Source organism: Acinetobacter sp. RIT698 (assembly GCF_009668065.1).
GTDB lineage: Bacteria > Pseudomonadota > Gammaproteobacteria > Pseudomonadales > Moraxellaceae > Acinetobacter > Acinetobacter guillouiae.
In genome coordinates this window covers 1-19,514 of the sequence record NZ_WJYH01000066.1, presented here as the reverse complement: position 1 = coordinate 19,514, position 19,514 = coordinate 1, and the positions used below count along the sequence as shown (strand labels likewise).

Sequence of the window (19,514 nt, the reverse complement as noted above, 5' to 3'; positions counted from 1 at the left end):
TTAAAAAAATAGTGATTTATTTAAAATAAAAATTCTATGCATTTTATCTATCATTAGTTGTAGAAATATTTGTTAGAAATCATGCTGGTGCTGCTATGAATCACTTTTGTACACAAGTCATAAATTTGGGAAGAACCCCTCAGCGTTTTGATGGTTTGGTGAACACACCTGTTTATCGAGGCTCAACTATCGTCGTCGATAGTTTTAAAGAATGGGAAGATCATAAGCAAAATGGTGGTGTTTATAAACATTATGGCCGTTTTGGTGCTGCTACAGCAAAGTCTTTTGAAAGTGCAATTAATGCATTAGAAGGTGGTGCAGGATGCATGGTTTTCCCATCTGGACTATCGGCTTGTACTCATGCATTAATGGCATTTGTTGCAGCAGGTGATCATGTTCTGATTGCTGATAATATTTACGGGCCAACACGAAGTTTTGCAGACAGTATGTTGCCCAAACTGGGAATCCATGTTGAATACTTTAACTCATGTGATTTAGATGAGTTAAACAACAAAATTAATCAAAAAACCAGTGTGGTCTTTGTAGAGTCACCAGGTTCAATTACTTTTGAAATTAGCGATATTGCCGCAATCTCAGAAATAAGCCATCAAATGAATGCCAAGGTTTTAGTAGATAACTCTTGGGCAACCCCATTGTTTTTTCAACCTTTAAAACATGGAGCGGATGTCTCAATTCAGGCTGTCACAAAATATATTGGTGGGCATTCTGACATTCTAATGGGAACTGCAACAGCAAATGCAGCATCCATAGAGCAATTAAATAAAGTTGTACATTTTTTTGGTGAAACAACAAGTCCAGATGATATTTATCTAGCATCGCGTGGATTGCGTAGTTTAGCCGTTCGCTTAAAACAGCATGAAGAGAATGGCGTAATACTCGCTCATTATCTAAATGAACATCCTGCAATTGATCTGGTAAATCATCCAGCTTTAGCAATGAATCCATATCATAAACTATGGCAACAGAGCTTCTCTGGTTCTACAGGCTTATTCTCCTTTTACCTAAAACAAAACAATCCGCGCTTTGTAGAGGCTTTCTTTGATTCTTTAAAGCTTTTCCACATCGGCTTGTCATGGGGTGGATTTGAAAGTCTGATTTTGCCAGTTGGAACACCTTATCGCACTCAAAGTCATTTGCCTAGTCGTGGATATTTGGTGCGCCTACATGCAGGACTTGAACATGTAGACGATTTAAAAGCGGATTTGGATGAGGCTTTGGCTATTGCGCAGCGTGCGATAGCTTAATTTCATTATACTTTATCGTAAAATGAGACCTTAAATATCCAATATAGCAAGACTATAGAAGAAACCCTCTAATAAAATAGAGGGTTTAATTTAAAATGGATTAAAAATTATATCGGACACTTAATGTGGCATTTCTTGGTGTACCCCAATTCATAGAGTTTGCACCAATACCTTCGTAGTATTTCTTGTCAAAAATATTGTCAACGTTCAGCTGAAGCTTAATATTTTTATCAACTTGATAGCCTAACATCGCACTAGCAAGTACAAAAGCATCTTGATCTATACGTGTATTTCCAGTACCCGTATAGTATTTACTCTTGTAATTTAAACCTAGTCCAGCACTCCATAGATCTACTTTATATTTCACAAATAGAATAGATGTTGTACGTGAATTCGTTGTATTAACCTTTACACCTTTTGCATCTTTTGCTTCAAAATTAGCAATACCAAAATTAATGCCCCAGTGTTCATTAATTTCCCCATCTGCTTCAAATTCAAAGCCTTTACTTTCAACTCCATCTACACCACGATAAGCTTGTTCATTTGTAAGCTGACCATTACGTACAATAAATTGTCCTGTTATTGCTTCAGCAAAATTAGATTGTTCAATGCGGAATAGTGATAAAGCTGTATTTAAGCGCCCCCCAAACCATTCACTTTTTAAACCAGCTTCGTAGTTCTTACCTTGTGCTGGGTCTAAGTATTGATCATTCACACCTTTACGGCTTTGTGGTTTAAAAATGTCTGTATAGCTGACATAAACAGAATGATCTTTTGCAAAATCATAAATAGCACCAATATAAGGTGTTACTTCATTGTTAAATTCACGATTGCCTACACCATTTTCAGACTCATATTTCCAATTAGATAATCGCGTCCCTGCAATCACTTTTAATGGATCTAGAATTTGAAATTTACCAGAAATATAAGCTGAAGTTTGAGTCGTTTGATTCAGAGCATTTACACCATTCAAAATGACAGATTGAAGTAGTGGTTGTGCCATATTGTTATAGTCGAGCGGACCACCTAAATACTTCTCGACTTCATTTTTAGTATTGGATCCCCCAAAAATATCCTTGGTCTTCTCATTTCTATTCCATGAACTACCAATAATTATTTCTTGTGGGCGGTTAAATAGTGTAAAAGGCGCGTTGATGAAAAGATCAATGTTATTTTCTTCATTCCTTGCTTCAGAGCCATATACTGAAACATTATCTGTGATTTTACCTGTCTTAGGATCAGGTTTATTTTTCAGTGGGCTGGTATTGGTTGCTTTGTTTACTTGCCCTCCAGTGTAAAGCAGAAGGGTATTTACATCTTCTTTACGAAAGGTATATGCAACATTTAAATTAACATCATTGAATAAATTCTGTTTTAAATTGGCGAATACTGCTGTGGTATTTACATCCCAAAAAGTCCAAGGTGCAGTTACTGTTAAGCTTCGATCAAAGTTAGTACGACTTCCATCATCATAAAATGCTGGAGTGCCTCCCCAACGAATACCATCACGTTGTAACTCTTGATAAGTTGCGCCAAGTGACATACTAGTTTTATCACTCAAATCGTAATCAATCGCACCATAAAATACATTGCGTTCTTTTTCATAAAAATCCATAAAGGATTTTTCATCAGCATGTTTGACGAACATACGTCCACGAAGTGAACCATCTTTGTTCAGTGGAGTAGAAATATCCGCAGAGCTACTCCATGCATTCCAAGAACCGAATGAAGTGCTCAGATTACCCGTCAATTCTTTTGCATTGGCATGTTTACGAACCATATTCAGCCCCATTGCAGGGTTACCAGCACCTGTGGTAAGTCCATTTGCACCTTTAACAACTTCTACACGATCATAAATATCTAAATCAAGGTCACCTGCACCTAAGTTTGTGGTACTCGGCATTCCATCTATTAAATAGTAATCGACCTGAAAGCCTCGAGCGTAAACAGACTGACGTTCATCGGTACGCGAGGTTGAAACACCTGTAATGGTATTCATTAAATCTTGAAAAGAATCAATGTTTCGGTCATCTAAATATTCACGTGTTAAAACTTTGACAGATTGAGGTGTTTCACGAAGGGACAAGTTTAATTTTGTTGAAGTATTTGTACTTTTGGCTGTATAGCTTTGAGTCCCTTCTGTAATCGCTGAATTTTCACTTTCTGCTTGTATTTTGATTGTTGGTAAAGCCACTGTTTCTGTTTTTTCTTCCGCATAAACAACAGATGGAATAGTTAAAGCCATAGAAAGTACTAGAGGATGCATTTTAAATGCATGTCTCAAAGGGAAGAAGTTGTACATAAGATTAATTCCAAAATAAAAAATGCGCGCTATCGGTTTTCTGCCTTTCTATTGCTTTGAACCTGTTACGGACGGAAAAGCGTTACAAAAAGTAACATATGGATAATTAATTATCAATAATGATTCTCATTAAATTATATAAATCATTATTCTTATTATTTATATATAAAATATATAATTAATTTTGTTAACAAGTCATGTTTTTATAAAAGATTTTGAATTTTGTTATGCTGTATAGAATAGGGTGAAAATTGCGAATTTATTTTTTATAAAGAAAAACAGAATATCTTTTTAAATTAACTATGAACTTAAAAAATATTTTAATATCAACATACTAAGCCTCATCTTCAACACGAGTTTAATCAGATGCTTTTGGCTGATCAAATTGAGTAAATAGCCAATGATGAACTTTCGATAAGGCTTCAGCACCAACGGTATGACGTGGATAAACGACATAAAATCCTGTTTCCATGGCTAACTCCTGTGGAAAAACTTTAACCAGTATTCCAGACGCTAACTCTGAGTGTACAAATATTGGATGGGTTAAAGTGATTCCTTGAGCAGCAATAGCAGCATCAATCGCAAGTGCAGTCTGATTAAAGCGGATATTTTTAAATAGATTTTGCGTATTCTTGAATTTTAATTTCTCAATAAAATGCGGCCAAAGATTATGTGCATCATGTAATAAGGTGAACTGGTCTAAGGTGCTGATCTCTAAAGATTCCTGATTTGATAGCTTAAGTGACTTGATTAACTCAGGACTTGCCACCGCAATAAAGGTGTCTTGCAACAGTAATTCAGTATTTAAACCTGTACCAAATGGTGGTTTACCATAACGAATTGCCAAATCAACAGCATCATTTTGAAAGTGGGAAACTCGTTCTGTAGCCAAAATCTGCAAGTCAATATCAGGATGAGATTGTCTAAATTGATTTAATCGAGGAATTAACCATTTCGCTGCAAAAGTTGGTGTAACACTCAATGTAATCTGCTGATTTGAATGGTGAAACGATTGAGTTGCCTCAAAAATTAAACTAAAAGCCTGAGTAATGCTCGCGGCATATTTTCGACCATTAGCTGTTAAGTTTACGCCTTTCGAATGTCTCTCAAATAACTTTATTCCCAATTCTTCTTCTAAATGACGGACATGCTGCGCAATTGCACTTTGAGTGACATGTAACTCTTCAGCAGCGAATTTAAAATTTAAATGCCGACTAGCGGCCTCAAAGGCCTTTAATGCGTTCAAAGGTGGTAAGCGATTGAGTAGCGTCATACTATAGTTTTTCTACATTCAATTAAGAGAAAAGGTCAAACCAGATCAACGGAGCTTAATGCTATTCTAGTTACAGTATTCATATATATTCGATCATAAAACATTTAGAGGATAGCACAAATGACTGTAGAAAAAGTAGCATTAATCATGGCTGGTGGAAGTGGTATGGGGGCAGCCGCCGCACGAAAATTACATCAAGATGGCTACCATGTGGGTATTCTTTCTTCTTCAGGTAGAGGAGAAGAGCTTGCTAAACAACTCGACGGCATTGGCGTAACAGGTACCAATCAATCTACAGCTGATATCAACAAGCTGATTGAGCAAACATATCAAAAATGGGGGAGGATTGATGTTTTAGTCAATAGTTCAGGACACGGTCCACGTGCACCTATTTTGGAAATCACTGATGAACAATGGCATTTAGGTTTAGATACTTATTTAATGAATATTATTCGCGCCACTCGCTTAGTCATTCCGATCATGGAAAAGCAGAATGCAGGGGTGATTATCAATATTTCGAGTGCGTGGACATTTGAACCCAGTGACCTGTTTCCGACCTCAGCTATTTTTCGTGCAGGACTGGCTTCGTTTACTAAGATTTTAGCGGATCAATATGCGGCAAAAAATATTCGTATGAATAATATCTTACCAGGATGGATTGATAGTTTGCCTGAAACCGAACAACGTCGCCAATCTGTGCCGTTGCAACGCTATGGTACCAGTGAAGAAATTGCTGCAACTATCAGTTTTCTTGCTTCACAAGGCGCAGGTTATATCACAGGGCAAAATATTCGTGTAGATGGCGGTATCACTCGTTCAGTTTAATTCATGATGATGACCTTAGTTCAGCCTTATCAATGAGTTGATAAGGCTGAATAGAATAATCTAATGATTAGATACATGATTAATTTTATTGAATTTATGTTTGCTTACTATATTAAATGTCTAACACGCGTAATCTTCGCTGGTAATGTCAATTGTTGCACCAGTACTATGACAGGAGCGTCCTGTTGCAAGAAAAGCAACCATTTCGGCAACATCACGTGCAGGCGTAAGTTCGCCTAAAGGCAATTTTTTTAGCAATGAAGGTTCAATCTCTTCTTTAGCGAAATCTGTTACAACCCGTCTAGAGGCAATATCTGATGTGTTAATTTCAGATATTTACGCTCATCAAAATCTAATTATTTCGAGCTATCCATTTCAATTTTAAATTGCCACGCGCTTAGAAAAGTACGGCAGGCTTCTTCATTCAACTGTTGTAACTCTTCAGAAGTGGGAACTGCACCACCTAATAACGTTGCAGGATACGCATAGCCCATAACAGCGCCAAGGAACGCTTTAGCTGCTGCTTCAGAATTTGAAATTTTGATAATTCCCGCATTGTTAGCTGTTTCGAGAATATTGATCATCGATTTTTTGATACTTCCATACGTACGTTGTTGAACCTGCTCAAGTATTTCTGGCATTTCTACTAATGCTATAATGATTAACCTTTGAAGACGAATTACGTTGGTATTGTAGAAATGATTTTGAACAGTTTGGCCAATTTGTATTAATAGCTGCTCTAACATCATTATTTCATTTAAATTATTCTTCTCATCAAATGGTGTTTCCATTTCTGCTTTGAAGTTTTCAAAAATTTCAATGAGTAGAGCTGTTTTTGTTGGGAAGTGATTATAAAGTGTCTGTCTCGTAGTTCCTGCTTTTACCGCAATTTTATCTAAACTTACATCTAAACCATGTTCAAGAAATTGCTCACGTGCTGCCAAAATAATATTTGGACGAGCTTTAGAAGGACGTCCTCGACTTTTCTTTAACATAATTAACCTGAATCGCGGATAAGAAATTGACTAAAAAAAGAGGATAGAGCCATCAGTTGAGTTACCACACAAAACTCACAACCCAGTCCTTATGTTAGATAGTACCCAATTATTCTGTCTAATTGATGATTTCTTTCTAGAATTTGAAGCAATTTATTGAAATTCTTAAAGCAAAACCATAGATGCTTAAGGATTCCTAACTCAATGCTCAGTATTAACTCGTCCCATTTGTTTAGAAGCCTACCTTGTTATCAACATATGATTCATCTGATCAAAAGCAAGATTCTGGTTAATTACAATTTTCAACCTATCAATATCATTTACTTTACAGTAAAGTAAATAAATTATCTATAAGTCTATGGTTCTAGATATGCCTGATTTGAGATTTACTTGTTATAAAATATTTTTTTCCGTTGTTTTACTCCCTTTTATAAATGGGTGTGATTCAGACCAACCTGTAAAAAAAGCAACACAGCAGGTGAGTGTGATAACCATAACTCCTGAAACTATAGAAACTGATCAGGTATTAGCTGGCCGGACAGTTGCATCTGAAGTCTCACAAGTTAGACCTCAAGTAAATGGTGTAGTTGTTGCACAGCTTTTCCAAGAGGGTTCATATGTTAAAAAGGGGCAGCCGCTTTATAAAATTGATTCAACGCTTTATCGAGATAGTCTTGCAGAGGCATTAGGTAATTTTGAATTGGCTCAGGCAACTGTAAATTCAACTCGCCTTCAAGCTGAACGTTATGAGCAATTAATTAGTGTCAATGGTGTTAGTCGTCAGGAGCTTGATGATGCGAGAGCAGCTTATGCGCAAGCAAAGGCTGCAGTGAACGTTAATAAAGCATTGTTAAAAACTGCACAAACCAATCTTAACTATACTCAAATCACAGCTCCAATTTCGGGGAGAATCGGTCGATCTGCGATTACACGTGGAGCCCTTGTAACATCTAGTCAAGTAGATGCTCTAGTAACTATTCAGAATTTAGATCCAATGTATGTAGATTTAACTCAATCCAGTGATGAATATATAGCGCTTCGGAAACAACTTACAGAAGATGGAATAGAGCCTGAGGAGTTAACTGTAAGTTTGGAGTTGAATAATGGAACGAACTATCAAGAAAAGGGAGTTTTTAAGTTTAGCGATATCACAGTAGATGAAGCAACTGGGAGTGTCACATTAAGAGCTTCATTTGCAAATCCGAATCAATCTTTATTGCCAGGAATGTATGTGCGGGCACAACTTGGTACAGGACCACGTCAAAAAAGTTTATTAATTCCCCAAGGGATTGAAATTAGAAATGCTGATAGTGAGGCATTTGTATGGGTTATTGGACAAGGGAATAAAATTGAACAAAGAACGATTACTTTAGGCGAAGCCATAGACAATCGATGGTTAGTATTATCTGGTTTGCGTTCTGGAGATAAAGTTGTTGTCGAAGGTCTGCAAGGATTAAGTGCAGGTATGGCCGTTGAACCTACACCCATTCGCTGAGGAATTTTCGTATGCTGTCTAGTTTCTTTATCGCTCGTCCGATATTCGCTTGGGTACTGTCCATATGCATTATGGCAATGGGTGCAATTTCCATTTTCACTTTATCTGTTGAGCAATATCCTGATATTGCACCTCCCGGTGTAAATGTAACAGCAAACTATCCTGGTGCATCAGCCAGTACAGTTGAAGATAGTGTTACTCAAATATTAGAGCAACAAATTAAGGGAATTGATGGTTTACTTTATTTTTCATCTACAAGTAGTTCAGCTGGTCAAGCTCGTATTAGTTTGAGTTTTGATCAAAATACGAATCCAGATACAGCTCAAGTTCAGGTACAGAACGCAGTAAATCAGGCATTGAGTCGTTTACCACAAGAAGTTCAACAACAGGGCATAACCGTTACAAAGTCTCAAGGAGATAGTCTGTTAGTTTTTGCTCTTTATGATGAAAGTGGTGCAAGATCAGATGTTGATATATCTGATTACATGGTAAGTACACTTCAAGACCCCCTAAGTCGGGTAGATGGGGTTGGTGAGATCACAGTATTTGGTGCGCAATATGCGATGCGAATATGGCTTGATCCGCATAAGCTAAATAGTTATAGCTTGATGCCATCCGATGTTAGAGCTGCTATTGAAGCTCAAAATACTCAAATCACAGCAGGTGAGCTTGGAGCTTTACCGACTAAAGAAAACCAAGCTTTAAATGCAACTGTTACTGCATTGTCTCGTTTACAAACGGTAAGTCAATTTGAAAATATTATTTTGCGGACTGAGCCAAATGGCAGTGTAGTATTGCTAAAAGATGTTGCTCGTGTCGAACGAGGCGCAGAAAGTTATCAGACTACCACGAGATTGAATGGTAAATATGCTTCAGGTATGTCAATTCAGTTAGCGTCAGGTGCAAATGCCCTTGAAACAGCTGAACGTGTTAAAGCAGAGGTTTCAAGATTAACAGCATCCATGCCAGCAGGTTTAAAGGTGGCTTATCCACGTGATAGTACTCCATTTGTAGAAGCATCTGTTCAAGGCGTGATTAAGACCCTAGCTGAGGCAATCCTCCTTGTCATTATTGTGATGTTCGTGTTTTTGCAAAGTTGGCGCGCCACATTAATTCCTGCAATTGCTGTTCCAGTGGTTTTGTTAGGTACCTTTGGAATTCTGAGTGTATTGGGTTATACCATTAACACATTGACATTGTTCGCGATGGTATTGGCGATTGGACTCTTGGTTGATGATGCCATTGTCGTTGTAGAAAATGTTGAGCGTGTAATGCATGAGCAAGGTCTTGATCCAAGAGAAGCTACGCTTATTTCTATGAAAGAAATTTCAGGTGCGTTAGTTGGTATCGCGATGGTCTTGTCTGCTGTATTTCTACCGATGGCTTTTTTTGGTGGCTCCGTAGGGATGATTTATCGGCAGTTTTCTGTGACATTAGTCTCAGCAATGGTACTTTCTGCTGTGGTTGCCCTAACTTTATCTCCAGCCTTATGTGCTACTTTACTTAGACCTAACAATCATCAGCATAAAAAGAGACGTTTCTTTACTTGGTTCAATCAAAAAGTAGAGCTAAGTCAGTCCAAATACCGTAATTTACTCGTTAAGATCATCAGTAAACCTAAAATATTTATGGTTTTATTTGTTGTGATCACTGCTTTATTAGGGTGGCAATACACACGAATGAATACGGGCTTCCTCCCACAAGAAGATCAGGGTTCTGTCATGGTCCAATTTAGTACGCCTGTGGGCTCGACCTTAGCTGAAACCCAAGAAATAGGTAACCAAATTTCAGAGTATTTCATGACGAATGAGAAAGATAACTTGAACGTTATTTTTATGGTTATGGGACGAAATAATGCTGGTAGTGGTCAGAATGTAGGTATGGCATTTGCCAGTCTAAAACATTGGGATGATCGTAAGGGAGAGAATAATACTGCCGAGGCAATTATTTCTCGTGCAAATGCACATTTTCGCTCAATGAAACAAGCGCGGGTTCAAGTACTTTCTCCATCAGCGGTACGTGGATTAGGTCAATCCAGTGGTTTTGAATTATGGATGCAAGATGCTGAGGGTAAAGGGCGAGATGCTTTGTTAGCTGCGCAAAGTACGGTTCTAAAAGAGGCAAGTGCAGATTCTGGACTTGCCGCGGTTCGATTAAATGGACTCGAAGATAAATCTCAATTACAAGTCAATATTGATCAACGTAAGGCAAGTGCATTCGGTTTAGCACAGACTGATATTAGTAGTACTTTATCAACTGCATGGGGTGGTTCATATATTAATGACTTCATTGATAGAGGTCGTGTCAAACGCGTTTATTTACAAGGTGATGCGGCATATAGGTCATTACCACAAGACATTGGTCAGTGGTATGTAAGAGGAACGACAGGAGAGATGACACCATTTGCTAGTTTCTCATCTGTTAATTGGCAAATGGGACCGCAGATGTTGCAACGTTTTAATGGTCTTTCATCTGTTCAGCTTCAAGGTTCTGCCGCAACTGGTGAAAGTTCAGGGGCTGCAATGAATAAAATGCAACAGTTAATTGATCAACAACAAGGCTTTAGTCTTCAATGGAGTGGCTTGTCTTATCAAGAAAAGTTAGCGAGTGGTCAGACGATTTGGTTATATTTGGCATCTATCATATTTATTTTTTTATGCTTAGCTGCATTATATGAGAGTTGGTCAATTCCATTCTCCGTTTTGCTTGTTATCCCTCTTGGATTAATTGGTGCTGTTATTGCAGCCAATATTGCAGGATATGTTAATGACATTTATTTTCAGGTCGCGATGCTGACAACCATTGGTCTTTCAGCTAAAAATGCGATTCTTATTGTAGAGTTCGCAGCAGCGAAACTAGCAGAGGGTCAGTCATTAATAGAGGCTGTTATTGAGGGTGCAGGCCAAAGATTAAGACCCATTATCATGACCTCATTGGCATTTGTTGCTGGTGTTTTACCACTGGCAGTTTCAACAGGAGCTGGTGCAGCGAGTAGAAGAGAAATTGGTATAGCTGTGACAGGAGGGATGATATCCGGCACATTGCTTTCAATTTTCTTTGTTCCATTATTTTTCTTTTTGGTACGTAAGGTATCTATAAGATTGAAAGTTTCTCCTAATAAATGATGTAAGGTCCTTACTTATATTATGTGCATTAGGATACTCAGTAACGTGATGTATAATCTTGGATCATCACGTTACTGAGCTGTGGCAACAATAGTGTTATCTAGCCACAGTCTTGGATATCTTAGTTAACTTATGTTTATATAAAATCTAGTTCATAATTATAAGGAAAGGAGAAACATACTTATTAAATTTAATAATTTAAACTGATAATTTTCTAAAATAGTAAATTAAGTTCATGAACTAATGACAATGATCTCAACATACATTAATTACAGGACAAAACACATTTTCTGCTAAAAAAACGGCTTTAGTGATAATAGAAGAGTTAGAAAAGTCATAACTTAATGACTCAAAAAAACCTAAAAGCAAAATCAGTGATGGCTTTACTTTTAGGAGAGTTAAATAAAATGATCTGCATTAGCAAAACTAATTTTAAGGAACAATTACAAAATCAGGATTTGCTATTGCAAAAACAGCTTCACGGTCTGCAACTGGCGGATAAATCCATACCGTATTAATTTCTTGCTTAATTTTTTTCGCCTCGTGACGCACAAATTGAACTTTTCGATCCCATCCTTCAGTGTAAAGTGCTCCCCATGGGCCTAAGTCGACACAAGTCACATACTTTGGTTGGCTATACGCATGTAATGGCAAATCTACCAATTCTGCCGCGGCATTGTAACCCGCTACGCGGCCTAGGCTCATGGCATGCTGACATGACATCACGTTAAAATTACCTAAATTGTCGGTTGGAACTTTTACAGTATCACCCGTCACAAAAATATTTTTGGCCTCTGATGCATGTAAATAAGCATCACCTAAAATACGACCTAAATTATCTTTTTCACCTACAATTTGAGAGGTCAACGAGTTCGCTCGCATGCCCGCAGTCCAAATGACAGTTTCTGTTTCAATTCTTTCGCCGTTAGAAAGTGTTACCCCAGAAGCATCAAGTGCAGTAACGCGTAGCCCAGCTTTACCTTCAACGCCGAGTTCGCTAAGAGCTTCTCGAATTACCACTGCAGCTTCGTCACCCAATGCTGCACCAATTTCTGCTGATGAATCGACTAAAACCACACGAATATCAGTTTCAGCTAAAATGCTACACAGGCGTTCAGGCATTTCGGCAACTGTTTCAAGCCCTGTAAGTCCACCACCAGTAACGACTACGGTATTACGTGCTGCATTTGTAGGTTTATTGGCTAAGTTTTTAAGATGCTGGTCTAGTTTTTCAGCATCTGCTAATGTACTTACGCTAAATCCATAGTCTTTAAGCCCCGGTATAGGTGGCATAAAAGTAGTACTTCCAGTTGCCAGAATAAAACGGTCATAACTTAAGCTTTGTTGATCGCCGTGGATCGTTGTAATCACAAGATTTTGGGCAGTAGTATCAATTTCATTTACCCAGCCAGCCACATATTTAACGTCAACGACATTTAATATGTCTAATATATCAGGATACATATTTTCAAGTACAGCTTCATAAAGACGAGGACGAATATCAACATTCGGACTCGGGGAAACCATCACCACTTCAATGTTTTGCTGTTGGGAAGTCAAGTGAATTGCTCGTTGTGCGGCAAGTGCAGCCCATAAGCCAGCAAAGCCAGAACCTGCAATAATAATACGCTTACTCATTTGATTATCCTTTTGATAGGTTTTTCGGACATACAAATTCCAGCTCATCCCAAAATTTTGGGTGAGCGAATCCTTTCTCTGACTGTCCGAAAAATCTGAGAAGGCGTTTAAAACGTTTAGAGAAGTTTTACCTTAGGGATGAAAGCCCTATAAGCTCATTAGTCGGGCGTATCCCGTGATATTTTACTTTTCCGCATTCTTGCTGTTCTTCCTTCAATGCGTTCATTGATCCAGCCATTTACATCACTAAAAAATACGTCGGGTGCATAACGGCCAAAACGGTCTGCAATATCACCAAGTGTATGAGCACCTAAAGCATCTCGCATGGCTTTTTCAGCCTGTAGCATAACTGCATGCACTGCACACACACCACTGGTTGCCCAATCGGGTGGGGCATTGTTAAAGACCGCACATTTTCCACGTACTTCTTGGCATTCAAAAAGCGGTTTTTCACCTTCAATTGCATTCACAATATCAAGAAAACTGATTTCGTGAGCAGATCGGGCCAGTAAATACCCGCCACGAACACCTTCTTGCGCCAAAACAAGTTTTGCCTTTTCAAGTTTAGGAAATATCTTGGCCATAAAGCTAGGAGAGACGCCTTGCAATTCAGCTAAATCCTTACTACTCAATGGTTTATCTTCATTCTTTACAAGAAATAGAAGACAGTGAATCGCATACTCGACGCTACTAGTGATATAAGCCATTTCATTTCATAATTGATCAATTACAAACACAGACTAATGTAGTCTGTGTTTTAAGTCAATAATAAAACTAAGACAAAGTTAGTCCTAGTTTTATTAAAAGAAAATATAGAGGAAAACAATAGGGCTATATCACTGAATTTAAATACCTTTAAATGATAATTGAGGGACGTAAATAATTTAAAATGATTGAAAAAATTACGAACGCCACCAATAATTTTCGACATTTGGCTGGTTTAAGTTCAATACTTCTCCCATTTGAGGCGTACTAATCGCTAAGTCGTTTTGATGAGCCAAAGCCACAATTCGTTCAAATGGGTCGTCCCAAGCATGAAGCGCTAAGTCAAAAGTCCCATTATGGACAGGCAACAAATGACGTCCTTTTAAATCGATATACGCTTGTAAAGTTTGCTCAGGTTGCATGTGAACATCTGGCCATTCTGGATCATATGCCCCAGTTTCTAACATGGTAAGATCGAAAGGACCATAACGATGTCCAATCTCTTTAAACCCATCGAAATAACCAGTATCGCCACTAAAAAACACCCGTAGATCATTATCAATAATCACCCACGATGCCCAAAGCGTTGCGTTGCTATCACCCATACCACGGCCTGAAAAATGATGGGCAGGGGTAGCAATCAGCTCAAGACCATCTACATGGGTTGTTGCCCACCAGTCAAGTTGCTGAACCTTTTCTGCTGGAACGCCCCATTTAATCAATGTGTCACCAACACCAAGTGGTGTTAAGAAGTGTTCAACTTTGTCTTTGAGTTGGATTACTGCATGGTAATCGAGATGGTCATAGTGGTTATGCGACAAAATCACGCCTTTAATGGGAGGTAAGTCCGCAATGCTAATCGGTGGTTGGTGAAAACGCTTTGGGCCAATCCACTGAAAAGGCGAGGCACGCTCAGAAAAAACAGGATCGGTTAACCAAAATTCATTACGTAATTTTAATAAAATGGTCGAATGCCCAAGACGAAATAGAGAACGGTCTGGGGCACTCATGAGTTGTTCTTTTGATAAACTTAACACAGGAATCTCTCGGTTTGGCACCGTATTTTTCGGTTTGTTAAATAGAAATTTCCACATTAAGCCTAGCGTTTTTCCGAAAGAATGTGTGTGCAGATTCGGCCGTGTATTGCTATATTTCCCATTGTATTGCTGTGATGACATGAAGGGAGAAGGCAAGTCTGTTGCGTTTGAAATTGTCATTTTATTTTCCTTGAGTGGAACAAGCTATATCTGTAAATAAGAACTTGAGATAAGTGCTTATTTTGATTTATTTAAATGAGTATTTAATCACTCATTAATTAATTTAAAAAAAATAAGAATGCTGCACATCCTTACTTTAGTCTTTATCTACATTGAAACTGCATGCCAAAACGCTTCAAAACCTGACTTCCGATAAAGATCAGCTTGAGAAGTGTCTTGGGCAATAAAGTTGAGTGTGACTTCGGCAAGTGCACCCAAAATCGAACCAATAAACAAGGGTGGATAATCTCTTAATTTGCCGTCATCGATATGTTCTTGAATAGTCTTAGTAAAATCACAAAAAGTTTGCATACCAATGTGTTTACTCTGCTCTGTAATTTGTTCTGAAGTCGACAACTGTGCCATCACTTTACGTTTGAGTGGGGCATCTAAACTCCAGTCCAAATAGCTTTGCCAGATATAAAACATTTGGCTTTGTAGGTCTGAGTTGTTCGGATAATTCAGCATTATGACCTGACGCAGTTCGGCCTTTAGCGAAAGGTATAATTGGTTGAGTAATTCCTCTTTATTACTGAAATAAGTAAATAAAGTACCTTCTGCTACACCAGCGACTTTGGCTATTTTTGAAGTAGATGCGCGCTCTCCAAGTTCTGCCAATGTTTCAATAGCAGCATTTAAAATTGCATTACGTTTATCTTCACTACGAGGACGGGCCATAGATAAATATATTAATTGAGTGATTACTCAATCATACATAAAAATAGATAAAGCGCAAGATATATTTAAAAAGGGATGGGCTTTTCAAGATCACAAGCTATAGCATCACATAGACAGGGCCACACAGCAAAGTTAGCGCTTTAATTAATAGTCATAATTATAATTTCGGCAAGCGATAAGACGCTAGAAATTATTGATCACTGTATGGAATCACGTGAGTCAGGTAATGCTTCTATAGAATAGAACTATTTTTAAGTCTTTGATCTATATTTTAAAATTTAAATCACGACAACTTTTCAGAGATATGTGTAATCCTGAATATCTGCTGTTACAGCATGTGTAAATTGCTAGATTATCTCATCAGATTGTTTCAGTATAGATCCAGACACTCGAATTTACAGGACAATCATCATGATATTGAGATATCGTATATTTTTAAAATATCTTTCTATTTTAGGTTTTATGGCAAGTTCTGCTATGACTAGCGTAGCTTTCGGAAGTTCCGAGCAGGCATGGAACAAGCATGATCAGGAAATAAAAGCGGCTTGTATAAAAGCAAGTCAACTTAAAAATGCCAAGACAGTAAGCAATGTCATGCTGTTTGATGATCGTGTTGGATATTCGGCACTCTTGATTCAAGGAAAATATCCGCAAGCACATATGAAAAACAAAACAGGGCAAGAACTGTGTTTATGGAATAAGACATCGAAGAAAGCTTATTTAACTGAAGCAAATACGAAAGTACATTGAAGTCATAACCATACAAAATCGAGTAGCGATCTGATTTCAGCATAACTTATATTATGTTACTTGGGATACTCAGCAACTTGAAGATAATTTCACTGATTCAAGTTGCTGAACTGTAGCAACAACAGCATTGTGTAGCCACAGTCTCTGATATTCTATTTAACTTATGTTCACATAGAATTTATTTCATAATTAAATTTAATTATTTAGAGCACTAAAATAACAATTTATAAAATATTTGGTTTATGAACCTAGCTATGAATACATAGTTTCCTACTAAAAAGTTCTTAAGAATAAACTAAATTTGTCTAGGAGAGTGATGGCAGTCCACCACTAACTAACAGGTGTCTACAAAATCGGTGGCTATTCACCGTTTGAAGAATAATTAAGCTATAAATATGTTTATATCTAATATAATTCTTATTATTTTATTAATATCTTTCTTGGTTCTAGACTTATTTCATCATAAAAATGCGAGTTTAGAAATGCCGATTATTATCTATATTTTCACAATCACCGCCTTTGCTTTAGGCTTAGCAGAATTTGTTCCTATTGGTATCACAGATGTAATGGCAAATGGCTTAGGCGTGAATGTGGAGCAAACGGGTTCGATTATTGCAGCCTATGCCTTAGGTGCAACATTTGCAGCACCAGTATTAACTGCACTCACCAATGGTTGGTCACGTAAAAAAACCATGTTGGTTACGACCATTATTTTTACTTTAGGTAGTCTGGTGACGGCTTTTGCCAGTAGTTTGACTCTCATGATTATTGCCCGTTTTGTTGCCGGTATGGGGCATGGTCTATTTCTAGCTGTTGCTTCAAGCACAGCAGCAAAGCTTGCGGGTCCTGAAAGAGCAGGTAGTGCTGTCGCTATTGTCTTTGGTGGATTTACCATAGCAATGGCAATTGGTGTGCCATTAAGTACTTACTTAGGTGGTGTGATTGATTGGCGTCTGGTACTTGGTTTTATTGCATTGTTTGGAGCCATCGGTTTTGTTGGACTACTCATAGGTATGAAAGACCCATTGCATGCAGATAAAAAAATTGTATTTAGCTCAAAACAGGAAATCTTAACTATTTTTAATCCGAAGTTACTTTCGGGTGCTTTAGTGACCGTATTTGCCTATGCAGGTTCATTTGCAGCTTATACCTATATTGCATCTATGTTAACTGAAGTGACCAAAATCAGCCCAACAGCAGTACCGATGTATACATTGTTATATGGTATTTTCGCTGCTATTGGTAATGTTTTGGGTGGTAAAGCAACTGACTTTATGGGTGTCAATAAAGCGAATATCTTTATTATTTTAGGTATGATCGTAACTGCGTTCGGTATGTGGATCTTTATTGGTTCACCGATCATGATGGCTGTATTGGTGTCTTTACTTGGTTTATTCACATTTGGTGCAGTACCTGCCTTACAAGCACGTTTAATGGCTGTTGCTCAAAAATATGCACCGAATGCAGATAACGTTGCAGCAGGATTAAATATTGCAGGTTTCAACTCCGCGATTGCCTTTGGTTCAATTTTGGGTGGTTTAACCATTAGTCATGTTGGTTTAAGTTTTACTGGGGTTACTGGCGCAATCTTGTCTGCGATTGGTTTGATGATTTTAATCGCTCAAATTCAGAAAAATATAGCAATAGACGCTGTTAAAAACTAATGATACTGATAGAAAAGAAATCCTCGGATTTCTTTTCTATTTTTTATGGATTCAATCCCTTAGAATAAGTTGAAGAGCCAGAATAAATGATCAAACTTATGAGTCGTCTAAGTCACTTAAGAACATTTTTAGAAGTCTATCGGTCTAAGTCTTTTTCTAAAGCGGCTGAAAGTTTAGCTATTACTCAACCAGCAGCATCTTTACATATTCAGTCTTTAGAAACATTTATTGGAAACAAACTTTTCATAAGACAATCTCGTGGAGTTGAACCAACCACAGCGGCGGACGAATTGGCTCGCTCGATTGCTCCGAATATTGATGCACTTGAGCTTAAATTATCTTCTTTTAAACTCGGTAACATTCATGGCGGAACTATACATTTAGCAGCTCCTGCGGATTTTTTATATTATTGTCTAACGAAACCTATGCTTTCTCTTATGGAACAAGGTTTTAGTATCCGATGCCAAACGGGGAATCGTCAAAAAATCTACGAATTGCTCCAAGATAAATCAACTGATTTAGTCATTACTGCGTCAAGACCTGACGAACAACAATTTGAGTTTTCAGAATTATTAACAGAAAGATTTATCTTAGTTCATGCACCAAGCTTAAGTCACAAAATAGGAAAAAAACCAAATAAAGAAGTGTTGTCTCAGATACCTCTCATTGCATTTGATGAGGATCTACCTTTAGTTCGGAATGTGTGGTCTAATTTATTTGAAACTAAAGTAGACATGCTTGCTTCATTTATTGTTCCAGATTTACGAACAATCAAGCAGTTATTGGTTGATGGACAGGGGTGGTCTGTTCTTCCAGATTATCATTGTGAGCAAGAACTCAAGGATGGAACTTTGATTGCAATGAATAGCAGAATTGAAGCACCTACTAATCAACTGTATTTGGTTTGGCAGAACGGTGTGCAGAAACCTAATATTACTTTTGTACGTGAATATTTATTAGGTTTTTTCAATTCAAAGTGATAACCCAACATTAGTATATTCCATATGTTATTGAGGCTAGGGTTTTGATAGCTACGATTTCTGTTTGGCTTTTTGGCGTAAGACATACAAATATAAGCTTTCTACTTTTTCACGTGCCCATGGGGTAGTACGTAAGAATCGCAATGATGACTTAACACTTGGATCTATGCAAAAACATCTAATTTCAATTTTACGACTTAAGCCTTCAAAGCCATCGTAGTAATCTAATAATTCATCCAAAATGTCAGCAAGTTTTTTGCCGTGTAGAGGGTCATTGGAGGCGTTCATAATAGATCAACCATATTTTGGGAGGCCATCATTATAACCTGAGCTAGTTGAAAAATGAGAGGGTTGGAATTTAAGTGTAATTAACATAGAAAATTACAGCTTATTTTCTAGTTAACTTTTTTCTAAATATAAATTAGGGCATACAGAAAAGCAGCATTTCCAGATATTACGTCTAGATATAAAGATTAGGTCAGCATCACAAGCCTTATGTAACTTAGGATAGTCGGCAACGTGAATTAAAATTATCAGTATTCACGTTGACGATCTGTGGCAGC

At 37.6% G+C, this 19,514-nt stretch carries 16 protein-coding genes and 1 pseudogene; 8 read left to right on the top strand and 9 right to left on the bottom strand.

All coding sequences use genetic code 11. The annotated features are described in order from the left end of the window. The first annotated feature begins 95 nt into the window (after nt 1-95). On the top strand, nt 96-1,265 hold the full coding sequence (metC, locus tag GJV03_RS19515; protein ID WP_154130904.1) for a cystathionine beta-lyase: 1,170 nt from the start codon (nt 96-98) through the stop codon (nt 1,263-1,265). Between the two features lie 100 nt (nt 1,266-1,365). On the opposite strand, the gene GJV03_RS19510 is transcribed toward metC, so the two are convergent. Continuing rightward, the gene (locus tag GJV03_RS19510; RefSeq protein WP_154130903.1) at nt 1,366-3,567 is read right to left on the bottom strand and encodes a TonB-dependent siderophore receptor; all 2,202 of its coding nucleotides are present in this window, start codon (nt 3,565-3,567) and stop codon (nt 1,366-1,368) included. A 358-nt stretch (nt 3,568-3,925) separates the two neighbouring features. Continuing rightward, on the bottom strand, nt 3,926-4,840 hold the full coding sequence (locus GJV03_RS19505) for a LysR substrate-binding domain-containing protein (RefSeq protein WP_096734116.1): 915 nt from the start codon (nt 4,838-4,840) through the stop codon (nt 3,926-3,928). Between the two features lie 120 nt (nt 4,841-4,960). Here GJV03_RS19505 and GJV03_RS19500 point away from each other — a divergent pair, with 120 nt between their 5' ends. Next, nucleotides 4,961-5,665 (top strand): SDR family oxidoreductase, encoded by a 705-nt coding sequence (locus GJV03_RS19500; protein WP_154130902.1) that lies wholly within the window; start codon nt 4,961-4,963, stop codon nt 5,663-5,665. Nucleotides 5,666-5,785: 120 nt separating this feature from the next. On the opposite strand, the gene GJV03_RS19495 is transcribed toward GJV03_RS19500, so the two are convergent. Together GJV03_RS19495 and GJV03_RS19490 are read right to left on the bottom strand one after the other, a co-directional pair. Continuing rightward, nucleotides 5,786-5,923 carry a hypothetical protein gene (locus tag GJV03_RS19495; RefSeq protein ID WP_252720750.1) on the bottom strand — a complete coding sequence of 46 codons (138 nt, stop codon included), beginning with the start codon at nt 5,921-5,923 and terminating at the stop codon, nt 5,786-5,788. Nucleotides 5,924-6,021: 98 nt separating this feature from the next. Further along, nucleotides 6,022-6,660: a TetR/AcrR family transcriptional regulator gene (locus GJV03_RS19490; protein WP_154130901.1), complete on the bottom strand. Its 639-nt coding sequence runs from the start codon at nt 6,658-6,660 to the stop codon at nt 6,022-6,024. Nucleotides 6,661-7,030: 370 nt separating this feature from the next. Between GJV03_RS19490 and GJV03_RS19485 the strand changes: the two genes are divergently transcribed. From GJV03_RS19485 to GJV03_RS19475, 3 genes and pseudogenes are all read left to right on the top strand, one after another. Beyond that, on the top strand, nt 7,031-8,155 hold the full coding sequence (locus GJV03_RS19485; RefSeq protein WP_154130900.1) for an efflux RND transporter periplasmic adaptor subunit: 1,125 nt from the start codon (nt 7,031-7,033) through the stop codon (nt 8,153-8,155). An 11-nt stretch (nt 8,156-8,166) separates the two neighbouring features. Then, on the top strand, nt 8,167-11,280 hold the full coding sequence (gene adeE, locus GJV03_RS19480) for a multidrug efflux RND transporter permease subunit AdeE (protein WP_096734114.1): 3,114 nt from the start codon (nt 8,167-8,169) through the stop codon (nt 11,278-11,280). A 265-nt stretch (nt 11,281-11,545) separates the two neighbouring features. Next, a pseudogene (locus GJV03_RS19475) lies at nt 11,546-11,620 on the top strand (type 1 glutamine amidotransferase domain-containing protein); the annotation flags it as partial. A gap of 92 nt (nt 11,621-11,712) precedes the next feature. On the opposite strand, the gene GJV03_RS19470 reads toward GJV03_RS19475, so the two are convergent. The 4 genes from GJV03_RS19470 to GJV03_RS19455 form a co-directional block, all read right to left on the bottom strand. After that, on the bottom strand, nt 11,713-12,918 hold the full coding sequence (locus tag GJV03_RS19470) for an FAD-dependent oxidoreductase (protein ID WP_154130899.1): 1,206 nt from the start codon (nt 12,916-12,918) through the stop codon (nt 11,713-11,715). A gap of 158 nt (nt 12,919-13,076) precedes the next feature. After that, a complete protein-coding gene (locus GJV03_RS19465; protein WP_154130898.1) occupies nt 13,077-13,625 on the bottom strand; it encodes an Rrf2 family transcriptional regulator in 549 nt (182 codons plus the stop codon). A 195-nt stretch (nt 13,626-13,820) separates the two neighbouring features. Beyond that, a complete protein-coding gene (locus tag GJV03_RS19460) occupies nt 13,821-14,840 on the bottom strand; it encodes an MBL fold metallo-hydrolase (protein WP_154130897.1) in 1,020 nt (339 codons plus the stop codon). A gap of 147 nt (nt 14,841-14,987) precedes the next feature. Next, complete coding sequence (locus GJV03_RS19455) at nt 14,988-15,557, bottom strand: TetR/AcrR family transcriptional regulator (protein WP_151957740.1); 570 nt, start codon at nt 15,555-15,557, stop codon at nt 14,988-14,990. 411 nt (nt 15,558-15,968) lie between these two features. Here GJV03_RS19455 and GJV03_RS19450 point away from each other — a divergent pair, with 411 nt between their 5' ends. From GJV03_RS19450 to GJV03_RS19440, 3 genes are all read left to right on the top strand, one after another. Further along, complete coding sequence (locus tag GJV03_RS19450; RefSeq protein ID WP_154130896.1) at nt 15,969-16,307, top strand: hypothetical protein; 339 nt, start codon at nt 15,969-15,971, stop codon at nt 16,305-16,307. Between the two features lie 482 nt (nt 16,308-16,789). Then, nucleotides 16,790-17,971, top strand: a complete 1,182-nt coding sequence (locus GJV03_RS19445) for an MFS transporter (RefSeq protein WP_154130895.1) — start codon at nt 16,790-16,792, stop codon at nt 17,969-17,971. Nucleotides 17,972-18,069: 98 nt separating this feature from the next. Then, nucleotides 18,070-18,951: a LysR family transcriptional regulator gene (locus GJV03_RS19440; RefSeq protein WP_224963467.1), complete on the top strand. Its 882-nt coding sequence runs from the start codon at nt 18,070-18,072 to the stop codon at nt 18,949-18,951. 51 nt (nt 18,952-19,002) lie between these two features. Here the strand turns inward: GJV03_RS19440 and GJV03_RS19435 are convergent, their stop codons facing one another. After that, a complete protein-coding gene (locus tag GJV03_RS19435; RefSeq protein WP_004720475.1) occupies nt 19,003-19,239 on the bottom strand; it encodes a VF530 family protein in 237 nt (78 codons plus the stop codon). Nucleotides 19,240-19,514 lie beyond the last annotated feature (275 nt).